At 44.8% G+C, this 13066-nt stretch carries 12 protein-coding genes and 1 pseudogene; 7 read left to right on the top strand and 6 right to left on the bottom strand.

All coding sequences use genetic code 11. The annotated features are described in order from the left end of the window. The first annotated feature begins 245 nt into the window (after positions 1–245). From AC3CHU_RS08185 to AC3CHU_RS08155, 7 genes and pseudogenes are all read left to right on the top strand, one after another. Complete coding sequence (locus tag AC3CHU_RS08185) at positions 246–1346, top strand: glycosyltransferase (protein ID WP_488525445.1); 1101 nt, start codon at positions 246–248, stop codon at positions 1344–1346. Then, positions 1343–2530, top strand: coding sequence for a glycosyltransferase family 2 protein (locus AC3CHU_RS08180; protein WP_488525444.1), 1188 nt, complete (start codon positions 1343–1345; stop codon positions 2528–2530). Before AC3CHU_RS08185 ends, AC3CHU_RS08180 begins: the two co-directional genes overlap by 4 nt. A 9-nt stretch (positions 2531–2539) precedes the next feature. After that, a complete protein-coding gene (locus tag AC3CHU_RS08175) occupies positions 2540–3199 on the top strand; it encodes a sugar transferase (protein ID WP_171308262.1) in 660 nt (219 codons plus the stop codon). Positions 3200–3416: 217 nt separating this feature from the next. Beyond that, positions 3417–4295 carry a LysR family transcriptional regulator gene (locus AC3CHU_RS08170; RefSeq protein WP_488525443.1) on the top strand — a complete coding sequence of 293 codons (879 nt, stop codon included), beginning with the start codon at positions 3417–3419 and terminating at the stop codon, positions 4293–4295. A gap of 99 nt (positions 4296–4394) precedes the next feature. After that, positions 4395–5527: pseudogene (locus AC3CHU_RS08165) on the top strand (efflux RND transporter periplasmic adaptor subunit). Positions 5528–5537: 10 nt separating this feature from the next. Next, positions 5538–8657 carry an efflux RND transporter permease subunit gene (locus AC3CHU_RS08160; protein WP_488525483.1) on the top strand — a complete coding sequence of 1040 codons (3120 nt, stop codon included), beginning with the start codon at positions 5538–5540 and terminating at the stop codon, positions 8655–8657. Positions 8658–8659: 2 nt separating this feature from the next. Next, positions 8660–10168 carry an efflux transporter outer membrane subunit gene (locus AC3CHU_RS08155; RefSeq protein WP_488525442.1) on the top strand — a complete coding sequence of 503 codons (1509 nt, stop codon included), beginning with the start codon at positions 8660–8662 and terminating at the stop codon, positions 10166–10168. Positions 10169–10249: 81 nt separating this feature from the next. Here the strand turns inward: AC3CHU_RS08155 and AC3CHU_RS08150 are convergent, their stop codons facing one another. The 6 genes from AC3CHU_RS08150 to AC3CHU_RS08125 form a co-directional block, all read right to left on the bottom strand. Next, positions 10250–10582 carry a YnfA family protein gene (locus AC3CHU_RS08150; protein ID WP_004733816.1) on the bottom strand — a complete coding sequence of 111 codons (333 nt, stop codon included), beginning with the start codon at positions 10580–10582 and terminating at the stop codon, positions 10250–10252. Between the two features lie 122 nt (positions 10583–10704). Beyond that, positions 10705–11154 carry a DUF3291 domain-containing protein gene (locus AC3CHU_RS08145; RefSeq protein WP_488525441.1) on the bottom strand — a complete coding sequence of 150 codons (450 nt, stop codon included), beginning with the start codon at positions 11152–11154 and terminating at the stop codon, positions 10705–10707. Between the two features lie 93 nt (positions 11155–11247). Continuing rightward, a complete protein-coding gene (locus AC3CHU_RS08140) occupies positions 11248–11706 on the bottom strand; it encodes a GNAT family N-acetyltransferase (RefSeq protein ID WP_488525440.1) in 459 nt (152 codons plus the stop codon). A 98-nt stretch (positions 11707–11804) separates the two neighbouring features. Then, a complete protein-coding gene (locus AC3CHU_RS08135) occupies positions 11805–12086 on the bottom strand; it encodes a hypothetical protein (RefSeq protein WP_488525439.1) in 282 nt (93 codons plus the stop codon). Positions 12087–12145: 59 nt separating this feature from the next. After that, positions 12146–12478 (bottom strand): hypothetical protein, encoded by a 333-nt coding sequence (locus AC3CHU_RS08130; protein WP_488525438.1) that lies wholly within the window; start codon positions 12476–12478, stop codon positions 12146–12148. Between the two features lie 175 nt (positions 12479–12653). Then, positions 12654–13058, bottom strand: a complete 405-nt coding sequence (locus tag AC3CHU_RS08125; RefSeq protein ID WP_488525437.1) for a DUF1801 domain-containing protein — start codon at positions 13056–13058, stop codon at positions 12654–12656. Positions 13059–13066 lie beyond the last annotated feature (8 nt).

The raw sequence follows: 13066 nt of genomic DNA, 5'->3' as shown, positions 1-13066 counted from the left end.
AATCCCACTTTCGACTTCCCAAAGCGCCACGATTCAAATAGTCATTCACTCGTATCTTGTTTTGATTCCCATTTTGAGAAACGAAAATCCCCCTAGAACCATTCACCATAAACCACTGAAATATAATAATTATTTAATTGGCACAACTCCTGCAACCTCCTTGTGCAGTCAAACGTTTTAAAGAAGTTACTTCAAGAGAAACGTCAGAAAGGCGAAACAAGAATTATAAAGGCAGGGTCCAAATTATGAATAACCAGATAACAAAGCATGGCAAGAAGATCATACACGTTGTTCAACACCTTGCCCCAGGCGGATTAGAAACCTTAACGTTAGATTTGCTTCGCCTTGCTAAACCAACAGACCAAGTGTTGATCGTCAGTCTTGAAGGCACGAAAGCAGAATCCATCGCAAACTGGCCGAAGCTGAAGCCTTACCACAACCAAATCGTGTTTTTAGACAAAGAGCCCGGTGTTCAATTCAACATCATCATAAAACTCATCAAAGCATTTAGAGGAATTAGCCCTGATGTTGTTCACACGCATCACATAGGCCCACTGCTCTACGCGGGTTACGCTGCCCGCGTATCAGGGGTTCCTACACGAATTCATACTGAGCATGATGCATGGCATTTGAAAAATAACAAACGTCGTCGCTTACAAGCATTAGCACTTAAAGCCGCTCAGCCAACTTTGGTGGCCGATGCAACCCGTGTTTACAACCAACTTTGCTCTGCCTTTTCATACAACAATATCATCACGATCAAAAACGGTGTGGATTGCGAGAAGTTCAAACCGATGTCAAAAGCAAACGCGAGAGCAACACTCGATCTACCAACCGATAAACACATCGTAGGTTGTGCGGGACGTTTAGAACACGTGAAAGGTCAAGACCAACTGATTAAAGCGCTTACCTTACTTCCTACTAACACCGTTGTCGCATTGGCTGGTGATGGTTCAAAACGCAAGCAACTGGAACAACTTACTGACCGCTTGAATTTGAGCGACCGTGTGATATTCCTTGGCCTTATTGAAGACATGACCACCTTTTACGGCGCTTTGGATACCTTCTGTTTACCTTCTCGTCATGAGGGGTTGCCACTTTCTACACTCGAAGCTCAGGCGTGCAACATCCCTACCGTCGCGATGAATGTAGGAGCTGTCGATGAAACCTTATGTCCAGTCAGCGGCGCCCTCGTCAAAAGCGGCAGCATTGTGGGGTTAGCTAGTGCGCTATTAGAAAAGCAAAATGAACGCTTTTTGTCACCTCGTCGTTACGTACTCGACAACTTTGACATTGTAAAAATGGTTGCCTCTTACAACGATATCTCAGAAGGAGTTTGCGCATGATCGACTGGTCGCTTGCAGGACTTTGCTTATTCTCTGGTGCGCTGATTGTCTACCATCACGCTGCCTATCCACTGTTACTGCGTTGGTATGCGAAAAGTCACCCGGCGCGTCAAATTGAAGAGAGCCATCGTTGTTATAAAGACGAACAACAAGATTGCACACTACCCACCATTACCATTCTTGTGCCGGCATTTAACGAAGAGCAATGGATCGCAGATAAAGTTCGCAACCTTGCTTCATTAGATTACCCAAAAAAGAAGCTACAAGTGATTATTGCTTGTGATGGCTGCACTGATAACACGGTAGAAATCGCCGAAATGACGATTCAAGAAGCGATGTGCAGCGATATCTATTTCGAGATACATGACCACAAGACCAACCGAGGAAAAGTTGCGGTTATCAATGAAGAAGTGACAAGTATAAAAAGCGATATTACGGCGCTAAGTGACGTATCAGCCCTTATTTCATTGGATGCATTGCTTATTGCAGCGGCTCATTTTGAAAGTGACAAGGTTGGTGTGGTAAACGCAACGTATCAACTATGCCCTACAGGCAATGAAGGCGAAAACGCCTACTGGCAGTATCAAACAGCCGTTAAAGAGTCTGAGGCATCATTAGGTTCTAGCTTAGGTTCTCATGGCGCTTTCTACTTGTTTAGAACACACCTGTTTGAACTGCTTCCACTCAACACTATTAATGACGATTTCATCTTACCGATGCAAATCGTTAAACAAGGTTACATCGCAGAATACGAAACCCAAATGGTTGCATTAGAGCTAGAAGAATCAAATTTAGAAACAGACTTCAAAAGAAGACTTCGTATATCAGCGGGCAACATGCAACAAGCGATTCGATTGTTTGGCTTATTCAGCCCTAAGTTCAAGGGCATCGCGTTTGCGTTCTTCTCAGGAAAAGGACTTCGCCTCCTAACACCATATTTAATGATCGTGTGTTTAGTGTGTTCCATCTTGCTTAGCAACTACTTGGTGTTTGAAGCACTGTTATGGGCTCAAGTTACCGTTTATACCATTGGCGTACTTGGTTGTATCTTGCCAAAGCGTCTAGTAAACAAACCTATTTCATTAATCTCTTATTTGATAGTTGGACACTATGCCAACTTCATTGGTGGCATTCGTTACCTAATCGGACTAGAAAACTCACCTTGGACACGAGCGAATCATTAAGGACTTATTATGATGAACATTGAACAGCTATCTACTCAAAACTTATACCAATACAAAATCTCACGTGCTAAACGTACGTTCGATTTCGTTAGCTCATTGATTGCGGTGATTTTGTTAGCGCCAGTATTTCCATTGATAGCGATGGCAATTGCACTTACTTCTCGCGGTCCTATTTTCTACCGCCAATTGCGTGTCGGTAAATCTACGCCGGAGAAAATGGAAATCTTTGAAATCATGAAGTTCCGTAGCATGTACGAAGATGCAGAAACGCGTTCTGGCGCAGTCTGGGCTACCGCGAATGACCCACGAATTACGCCCGTTGGACGCTTTTTGAGAAAGACACGTCTTGATGAGCTCCCACAGCTGTTCAATGTATTGAAAGGTGAAATGTCTCTAATTGGTCCACGCCCGGAACGCCCTACTTTTTACACCAAACTAGAGAACGAAATCCCTTACTTTGCTGACCGTACATACGGCGTAATGCCTGGTATTACGGGGCTTGCACAAGTAAATCAAGGTTATGATACCTGTATTGATGATGTACGTCGTAAAGTGGGCTTTGACCATAGTTACGCATTAAGCCTATGTTCTGTTAAGTCTTGGATTGCCGCTGACCTCTCCATCATTTCTAAAACAATCATTGTGATGGTCGACGGTCGAGGTCGCTAAACTGATATGGTGTGAGGAGAAAGAACAAGTTGCCAAGTCCAAGGTAAAAAATAGAGCAGTCTTGTCCGATGTGAACACAAAGCCAGCTTTGATAATGGTTGATCAGCTGGCTTTTTACTGTCTTAAAATAAGCCAAAACCAAGAACGCTTCGATTTTAAAATCCAATTGGTATACGATGCCAACATACTGTTCTAAAAACGATTAAATGCCGTTGTTATGAAAGTCGAAGATCTTAAGCTATTTACCACTGTAGTCGAACTGGGTAGTTTTACTGCCGCAGCCAATGCACTTGACCTTCCCCGAGCTAACGTTAGCCGTAGAATTAACGACCTTGAGAAGTCTCTCGGCATTCAACTGTTTTTTAGAACTACACGAAGCCTCTCCTTAACCAAATCTGGCGAGCTCTATTACAAAGAACTACTCAATGCATTAAGTGCGCTCGACAAAGCGAACCATGTCGCTTCCAACCTTTCAGAAGTTGCACACGGGCAAATAAAGATTGGTCTATTGCCTGAAACCAGCGACATCATGCAGTCGACTCTGTTTAAATTCCAAGATATGTACCCCAAGGTTGAGCTTGATATTCGCAACATTAGTAACGGCTTTGTCGACATGTACCGTCAAGGATTAGACCTTGCTATGCATGGTGGTACGTTGAGCGACGCTAACGTGGTTGCTCGTAAAGTGATGGTTCTCCAACGTATTTTTGTCGCAAGCCCTGAATTTCTAGAGAAACAAGGTACGCCCTCAAACCTAAGAGAGCTCACCAATTACCCATTTGTTTGCTTCAGGTGGCCAAGTGGCGACATCGATAAACAATGGGACATCAAAGATCACACCATCAAAGTTGAACCTTCGGTCGTCAGCGACAGCATTGGGTTCGTGAAAGGCGGTGTAATTCGACATAGAGGCATCGCGTTGTTACCAGAACTCTTGGTACGACAACAACTCAAAGACGGCACCTTGATTAACCTGTTCCCCGACGAGAATCTTCAAAGAGAAGAAGCATGGCTGCTCTATCCTCAGCGCAAAGCGTTGAGCCATTCAGCACAGCTTTTGATTGATTATTTATTACAAGAACTTCCAAAACTATAGTTATTGTAACGAATGATGTGACAGTGTTTCACGTGCAGACTAGATTATCTAAACAAGACTGAAAGATAGAATTACTCCATAAATTGACAGGAGTAATCCATGAAGCCTATATCTCAACATTCATCTGTTTTGCAGCGTTCGTCTATCTTTCAGCAGACACCTACCTTCAAATACACAGTCATTGCACTAAGCCTAACCGCTCTGTTTGGTTGTAATGACTCTGAGGCAACGATAACTCAAAAACAAACGCGACCGATTCAAGTTATCCAACTTGAACCTCTTTCTCATCAAGTTGAAAAATCCTTCACGGGTAAATTGCAATCATCAGAAACGGCTGGCGTCGCATTTCGTGTGCCTGGCACTATTCAAAAAATATGGTCTCGGTTGGTGATTCAGTTAAGAAAGGCCAACCGTTGGCACAACTCGACCCGCACGATTACCAAGTGGCATTGGAAGAGTTACAAGCACGAGCACTCGAAGCGAAATCTGCACACAAATTAGCGAAATCCGAACTTGTACGAGTAAAACAAGCCATCGCTGATAATGCGATTGCCGATGTTAACCTAGACCGTGCAATCAGCGGTTATGAACGAAGTGAAGCGGCGGTTAAAGTCGTAGAACAGAACATACGCCGCGCGAAAGATTCGATTCGTTATACCCAACTGCTCGCACCCTTCGACGGCGTGGTAGCAGCATCGAACTTCGATCAGTTTGAGCAAGTTCTGCCGGGCATTTCGGTTTTCACCACCCACAACCCAGATCAGCTTGAAGTTAAAATCCAAGTCCCAGAAAACTTGATCCATGAGTTCGAACCAAATCAAACCGCTGTTATTAATTGGTATGGCTCAGAGGAAAAGTTGATTGGGTACGCCGCTGAAATTGCAACTTCACCTCACCTGATCAAGCAAACCTACGCGGTAACTTACCATGTAGAAACAACCAACAAGTCAGTATTGCCAGGAAAAGCCGTCACACTGACAACTCAACTTGGCGAAGCTAGCAGTAATTTTTGTTTACCGTATTCAGCGTTGGTGAATCAATCTGGCATCGAGCAAGTGTTCACGGTTAAGAACGAGCAAGCTCATGGCGTGACTGTGGACGTGGTTTCGATGTCCCAAAATACCGTATGTGTTGAATCAACGCTCAACGATGGTGATTTCGTCGTGGTGAGTGGTGCTCAGTACGTCATGGAAGGCCAACACTTCTCCGATATTCAAGTTAAGAGTCTGTAGGTAAATCATGATGAATCTAGCTGATTTTGCGATCAAACAACGCACCTTCATCCTGTTTTTCACTGCATTGAGTGTTATCGCAGGCCTGTTTTCTTACTTTGATCTTGGCAAGCTCGAAGATCCAAGCTTCACCATCAAAACGGCCGTCGTAGTAACGCTCTACCCCGGTGCTTCTGCGGAAGAAGTGGAACAGCAAGTTACTGATACCGTCGAAACTAAACTGCAAGAGATGGGATCATTAAACCGACTTCGTTCACTCTCTCGCCCTGGCATGTCGATGGTGTTTGTCGATCTCAAAGAGTCTCTTAATTCAAAGGCACTTCCTCAAGAGTGGGACTTATTGCGTCGCAAAGTCTCTGACATGAAGCTGTTACTGCCTTCGACTGCACAGATCAGTGTCGTACAAGACGAGTTTTCTGAAGTCTACGGCATGCTTTTCTCTATCCACAGTAAAGATGCATCGCCAGCTGAACTAAGACTTTACGCAGAAGAGTTGCAACGTCGAATTAAAACCGTCGATGGTATTAAGAAGATCGAATTACACGGCGTTCAACCACGCGTTGTTCATATCGACATCCCAGATGAAAGGTTAGCGCAATACGGCCTATCTATCACACAAGTTTGGTCGCAGCTGAATACGCAAAACATGGCGTTCGATGCCGGTAAGTTTTCAGCAGGAACTGAACGAATCCGAGTTCAACAGTCGAGTGAGTTTGGCTCATTAGAAGACATCAAAAACCTGATGATCAAAGGCGGCGTGAGTGAATTAGGAACCAGCTTAATCCGCTTAGGCGATATTGCAGACGTCACCATGGGCTACCAAGAGCCAATGATGACTGAGAACCGCTACAACGGCGTACCTGCAGTCACATTAGCGATGAGCCCAGTCACCGGCGTAAACGTGGTATCACTTGGTGATGAAATCAATCAAATCGTCAGCGATTTTCAAGCAACCCTGCCGTTAGGTGTTGATATCGCGACAGTTGCTAACCAGCCGGAAGAAGTTCAGAAATCGATCGACAACTTCGTAAGTAACTTGCTAGAGAGTGTCGCGATTGTATTCATCGTCCTGTCTATATTCATGGGGCTAAAAAGCGCAACCATTGTCGGCTCAAGCTTACTGCTGACTATCTTGCTGACGCTTATCTACATGAACATCGCGTCAATCGATTTACACCGAGTTTCGCTAGGTACCTTCATTCTTGCGCTCGGCATGTTGGTGGATAACGCCATTGTCATCACCGATATGATGATTGTGAAAATCAACAAAGGCATCGACCGAACCAAAGCCGCAATTGATTCTGTTAAAGAGACCGCTACACCACTCTTTGGCGCGACAGTCATTGCTATCATGGGTGCGAGCCCTGTTATCTTTTCAAAAACTGATGCCGCTGAGTTCGCAAGCTCAGTATTCCTAATTATCGCCTCTTCATTGTTGTTGTCATGGTTTGTCGCAATGACCTTCACAGCTTTGATGTGTTGGTTCTTCATCAAGCCAACTAAGCAAGCTGACAACACCAAAGTGAGCTTATACCGTAAGAGCGTAAACTGGACGGTAGATAACCCACTCAAAGCACTGACGGGGCTTATTCCGCTGATCTTGGTTACTGCATTAGCTATCCCGAATATTGCGGTTAACTTTATTCCACAGGCCGACAGACCCATTCTGTTCTTAGATTACTGGCTGCCCAATGGCGCCAAGGTTGAACAGACCTCAGAAGACATGAAGCGTATCGAACAATGGTTGTTAGAGCAGCCGGAAGTCGAGAGTATTTCATCGTACATTGGTGCTGGCGCTCCTCGTTTCTCAGTGACGATTGAACCAGAGCCGTTTGACTCTGCTTACGGTCAGATCTTGATTAACGCGACCGATTTCCCTTCACTCAGCCCCTTGATTGCGCGTGGCGACAAATGGTTAATGGAAGAGTTTCCAAACGCCGATCCTCGCTTTAGAAGCTTAAAGCTTGCGACTTCGGATAAATTCAGTGTTGAAGCGCGTTTTTCAGGCCCAGATATCGAGGTACTGCACGGCTTATCTGAACAAGCGAAAGCTATCTTTGCTCGACACCCAGACACCAAGTACGTGCGTGACGACTGGCGTCAAAAGAGCAAAGTGCTAGAACCTGTCATCAACCAAGACAAGATGCGTCTTGCAGGCATTAACCGTGCAGATATTGCATTCGCGATGAAACGCGCGTCAGAAGGCATGCCGCTAGGTCGTATGAACTTAAACGACGAACTGGTGACGATTCAACTGCGTGGTACAGACAGCTCTATTCAATCGCTAGAAACTTTGCCGGTACGTTCTTTACTGGGCATCCACAGCGTTCCACTAGGTCAAGTCATTGACGGGTTTGAGCTTACAAGCGAAGAGACCATGATTTGGCGTCGCGACCGAGTAAAAACCATCACAGCACAAGCTGGCGTTGGTCGCTACACCACACCTGCAGCAGTGAGAGACTCAGTTAAAGAACAAATAGAATCCATTCACCTTCCACACGGTTACCACTTGGAATGGGGTGGCGAATATTACGACGAGCATAAAGCGGTCAGCGATATTCTTAAACAGCTACCTAAAGCGATGTTGTTGATGGTGATCATCCTAGTTGCGATGTTTAACGGCTTCAAACAGCCAGTGATCATCTTCACCACCCTACCGCTTGCGGCGACGGGTGCAACATTCAGCTTGTTGCTGTTGGACAAACCGTTCGGCTTCATGGCGTTGATTGGCGCGGTAACGTTGACAGGTATGATCATCAAGAACGGCATCGTGTTGATGGACCAGATCGAGCTTGAACGTAAAGACGGTCGTTCACTGTCAGACGCAATTAAAGAAGCAACCGTGAACCGTACTATGGCGATCTCGATGGGAGCACTCACCACAGCACTTGGCATGATCCCGTTGCTTAGTGACCTGCTGTTTGATCAGATGGCGGCGACCATTATCGGTGGCTTGGCGGCGGCAACCGTGTTGTCTCTGTTTGTAATGCCTGCGCTGTACAAGCTCTTCTATCGAACTGAAGAAAAAAAGACAGTGGCTGAAGCCATTAAAGATGCTGTAGTTGTGCTCGATGCGACGCCTCAGTCTACAAACAGCGGCACTACAACCTCATTCAACAAGGAGAAATAAACATGTATCCATTAACTAAGTTTAAAGTGGCTCCTATTGCTCTTGCCTTGTTGCTAACAGGTTGTGCGGTTGGCCCTGATTACGATGAACCGCAAACGACTATGGCTGAGACCTTCTTATATAGCCAAGGTGATGTGAACCAAGAAGGCGCGAGCCAAAACGAACAACACAACCATTGGTGGACACAGTTCAATGACCCGACGCTCAATCAGTTAGTGGCCGATGTTCAAAACCAGAACATCCCACTTAAACTGGCCGCTGAGCGAATCAACATGGCGAACTCATACAAAAGCGTGGTCGAATCATTCAAAGTCCCGACCATCAATGTCGGTGGCGGTTATTACAACTACCAACTGAGTGAGAACGACTCCCTACTCGGCCCGGTATTTGGCGCCTCTGATGCGGTTGAAGCAGCAACGGGGATGTCGTTGCTGGAAGCGCAACACGATGGCGGATTCTTAGGTGCAAGCATCGCATGGGAAATGGACTTGTTTGGACGTATCGATAAGCAATCCAACGCGGCGACGATTCGAGTTGAACAAGCCGAGATATTCCAATCCGGTTTGAACACCTTGATCACCGCCGATGTCATTCACAACTACCTGCAATATCGTGGCGCTCAAGAGCGAAAAGCGATCGCACTAGAGAACATTTCCGACCAAAAGCAGACTTTAGAACTGGTCACCAAAGTGGTTCGCAGCGGCTATGGCTCGGAGTTAGATCTTGCTCAAGCCAAAGCCATGCTTGCCGCGACTGAATCCATTGTTCCTCAACTTGAAATCGCAGAGCAAGTACACAAACAACGGATGGCAGTGTTGTTAGGCGAATCACTTACGAGCGTGAACCAACGTTTAGCGGGTGAATTTACGTTACCGAGAATGAAGGATGTGATTCCTACAGGCTTACCTTCTGACTTGTTAGAACAACGCCCAGACATCCGAATTGCAGAACGCGAAATGGCAGCCATTAACGAAGAACTCGGCGCAAGCATTGCCAATCGCTATCCAAAAGTCTTCCTAACGGGTACGCCAGGAGTAACTGCAGGAAGTTTTGATGACCTATTCAGTAGCGATTCATTCGGTTGGGCGGCATCTGCAGGCATCAGTTGGAATGTATTCGATGGTGGTCGAGGCGAAGCCATGGTGGAAATGAACGAAGCAAGGTTCAGTTCTGCAGCGCTTAACTACCAACACTCGGTAGACAGCGCCTTTGCAGAAGTCGATTCAAGCTTGTTTGCCTATGGCCGAAGCCAAGAAAACCAAAAGCGCATCGATGAAGCTACCCTTGCCGTTGATAATGCGGTGAACAAAGCAAAGTCGCTATACAAAGCGGGCCTAGTCGATTACTTGTCGGTGTTAGACGCACAAAGACAACAAAAAGCGATGCAAGATCGCCAAGTAGCCGCCAAGCTTCAAACCGCCAACACCACGATTGCGGTGTATAAAGCCTTAGGTGGCGATTGGAAAGTAGCTAATGAAACGCAGAGTGTTGAATTAGCCCACTTTAACTAGGCTCTTTGTTCTCTACTTAATGATGTAATAAGCGTAAAAAAATACCGCCGTTGATTACGGCGGTATTTTTGTGTAAGCACGTTATGCGTTTCGAGGGCCGAACATAATAATCGCCATACCGAGTAGTGCAACTGAGCCACCGACCAGGTCCCACGTTGTCGGCTTTTCGCCATCAACAAGCCACAGCCATATCAGGGCAACAGAAATATACACACCGCCATATGCTGCATAAACACGACCTGTCGCGGTTGGATGAAGCGTCAATAACCAAGCAAACAATGCGAGGCTTATCGCAGCAGGAATCAATAACCAAATGCTCTTGTCTTCTCTCAACCAAAGATAAGGTAGATAACATCCTACAATCTCGGCGACCGCTGTAAGTACAAAAAGACCGACCGTTTTAAATTCAATCACAACTTACCTTTATCAATTTAAATGCAGAAAACACTATCGATGATCCATCCAACAACAACTCCCACACACCACAGATGCCCCTCTTTTAGTTTCAATGGAACATAACGTTGGTTGGACGAACGCTATTTTGGCGCTTCTGATGCTGTAAAGTTGGTTTTAAAAGTGAAGGCATACGGCGAATCACCAATTTTTCTGAGGTGTTCAAGCCGCTCTATCGCTTCTTCGAGTGTGGGAATATGGTCTGCTTCAATCCACCAAAGCACATAGGTATCTTCAGGTAAACGATGAAACCAGTCACCCTTTCGGCGCATAAAATCACGGTGATGTGTGCGGAACATGAAGTTCTTTAACGAATCCACAGAGTCCCACACCGACATGTTCACAATCATATTAGGATCATCGAAAGCTTGGACGTTGGTGGCGTCACCAGATTCATCTTTCAGACGCCAAACGAACCCTTCACTGCTTTCTGCGATTCCATTAACCAACTCTAAGTTATCGACAAACTCTTTTATTTCTGGCGCATCTAACGGGTATTTAGCCAGAGCGATATTTAACTGAGCTAATTTCATAATGTTTCTTCCTTGATAAATTATGAGTAAAACACTTCGGATACACTTAACCTTCTAAGCCCCCGATTTTATAACGAATCGAAATACTCACGCCTAGAAGTAATCTGGTATTCGTCCATCAAACTCAGAAGAGTCGTTTGAAATATACATACAATCAGAACCTACTATGCCCACAAAGCCAAGCCTATTATAAAATTGATGCTCAATGTCGCTGTGTAGGTATAAAGCCTTACAATTATGATGAATGAATAACTCCGTTTTTAGCAAGTTGATCAACTCAGACGCATAGCCTTGGTGTCGTAATTTTTGTGGCGTAGCCACGGAGCCAATACCGAAACATCCTTTTGCAAGGTCAAACATGTAACGGTAAACGATAAGAGATGAGACGACTCTACCCTTCTCGACTAACACATACCAAGTACCAGATAAGTACTTTTTACTGTTACGACAACCGATTAAGTAATCGTCTAACGTCAAGCCATCACCCCAAACATCGAAGCCCATTGTATAAATGGTATCTAGCTCATGAAGCTGTGCTTTTCTTAAGTGCATTACTCTAAATATCCTGAATCAACTAACCCATGTAATGCGGCATTACCTAGACAACTACGGCAACTCACAAACTCACAAACTCACAAGTACTAAGCAAACTAAAGAACAGCGACGCCTTCAACTTCAATTACTGAGTTAACATTAGCGCGCTCGATTATCTTGAGCAGCGTCGTTTGGATTAGCTCATTATCTCGGATTTCGGTTTCACAAGAAAAACGCTCTTCTTGAACACCATCGCCCTCACCCAGCATAAATTGAACTGCGACTTCCGTTGCAAGATTTTTGGTCGCCCCGTAATACGCTAACGTGATTTTTGGGTATCCGTTGTCGCCTTTTTTAACCTGCTTTGCGATACGTTTCTTGGCTTTATCTAAATTCATACAACTTCCTTTTAAGGCTAAAACTAAAATGAACAAACGTCTGATATTTCTTAGCTTTACTATAAAGCATTACCACAGTCACTACATGATTTAATGGATGACAATCCGCTTTTTCTTACGTTAGTTTTTCCACAAGAACCACAAAATTTCAAAGAGTGGATATTGTAAATAGACATTAAAGTGACCAGCGGAATCCAAACCAATAATTCTGGCCCATTACCACCAGTCCAATAGATAAAACCAATCGAGAAGATACCAAAAACAACAGACTGCAAAGTCCACAATGTTTGTTTGTACTTTGCATCTTTGATAATAAAAAACGTAAAAAGGCCGATTAAACTACTGATAGCCCCATAAACAGCAAACCCTATAAAGGCTTCTTGTTGATTCATAACTTTCCCTGTCCACATACCACTTTACGGCCCGAGCAACGCCATTAACCTAAACCATAAGACGTTAAACACTAACCTAACATTAAACGAGAAGTGCCAAGCCTTGTAAATCAGTGGCTGGCATACTTTTCAAATTCTAACCACATTCAGTTAAGAAGCTGACAACACGTAAAAATCACGCGCCCAGAAGCGGCAGATGTTTTCGTTGCTGATAGGTTAAGGCCAGCTCCAAGCACTGCTTGATTGGTGCTTTGGGAAGTGGTTCAGTTAGGTTCAAGACGATTGCCCTATTACCTTGAAACGCCAATGTGCCGTCGTGCAACTCCCTGAATGTGTCGATTAGCTTCGTTTTACAGTTAAAGAACAAGTAATAGTTGTTTGGTGATTTTAATTTCCAGTCAATTCGAATTGGGCTGCCCGTCTTAACGCTGTAACTCGGCTCGCCCCATTTCAGAGACTCTTCGAGTTCACCTAAATCCAAATCAGAGCAAAGCTCTAAGATTAATGAACGCAACTCTTCAAGCCGAGCTCGAACATCATCGGGATACTCGTCAAAATGTGTTTTGATTGTTTTGTCCATTGAACCTC

Source organism: Vibrio sp. QJM3NY_39, assembly GCF_057785895.1.
Note: the sequence above shows the minus strand (reverse complement) of the source record. Positions and strands in the feature narration are given on the sequence as shown.

Excerpts from the sequence above, each read along its gene's own strand:
- AC3CHU_RS08185 (WP_488525445.1), top strand. The coding sequence starts at position 246 with ATGAATAACCAGATAACAAAGCATGGCAAGAAGATCATACACGTTGTT.
- AC3CHU_RS08180 (WP_488525444.1), top strand. The coding sequence starts at position 1,343 with ATGATCGACTGGTCGCTTGCAGGACTTTGCTTATTCTCTGGTGCGCTG.
- AC3CHU_RS08175 (WP_171308262.1), top strand. The coding sequence starts at position 2,540 with ATGATGAACATTGAACAGCTATCTACTCAAAACTTATACCAATACAAA.
- AC3CHU_RS08170 (WP_488525443.1), top strand. The coding sequence starts at position 3,417 with ATGAAAGTCGAAGATCTTAAGCTATTTACCACTGTAGTCGAACTGGGT.
- AC3CHU_RS08160 (WP_488525483.1), top strand. The coding sequence starts at position 5,538 with ATGAATCTAGCTGATTTTGCGATCAAACAACGCACCTTCATCCTGTTT.
- AC3CHU_RS08155 (WP_488525442.1), top strand. The coding sequence starts at position 8,660 with ATGTATCCATTAACTAAGTTTAAAGTGGCTCCTATTGCTCTTGCCTTG.
- AC3CHU_RS08145 (WP_488525441.1), bottom strand. The coding sequence starts at position 11,154 with ATGAAATTAGCTCAGTTAAATATCGCTCTGGCTAAATACCCGTTAGAT.
- AC3CHU_RS08140 (WP_488525440.1), bottom strand. The coding sequence starts at position 11,706 with ATGCACTTAAGAAAAGCACAGCTTCATGAGCTAGATACCATTTATACA.
- AC3CHU_RS08135 (WP_488525439.1), bottom strand. The coding sequence starts at position 12,086 with ATGAATTTAGATAAAGCCAAGAAACGTATCGCAAAGCAGGTTAAAAAA.
- AC3CHU_RS08130 (WP_488525438.1), bottom strand. The coding sequence starts at position 12,478 with ATGAATCAACAAGAAGCCTTTATAGGGTTTGCTGTTTATGGGGCTATC.
- AC3CHU_RS08125 (WP_488525437.1), bottom strand. The coding sequence starts at position 13,058 with ATGGACAAAACAATCAAAACACATTTTGACGAGTATCCCGATGATGTT.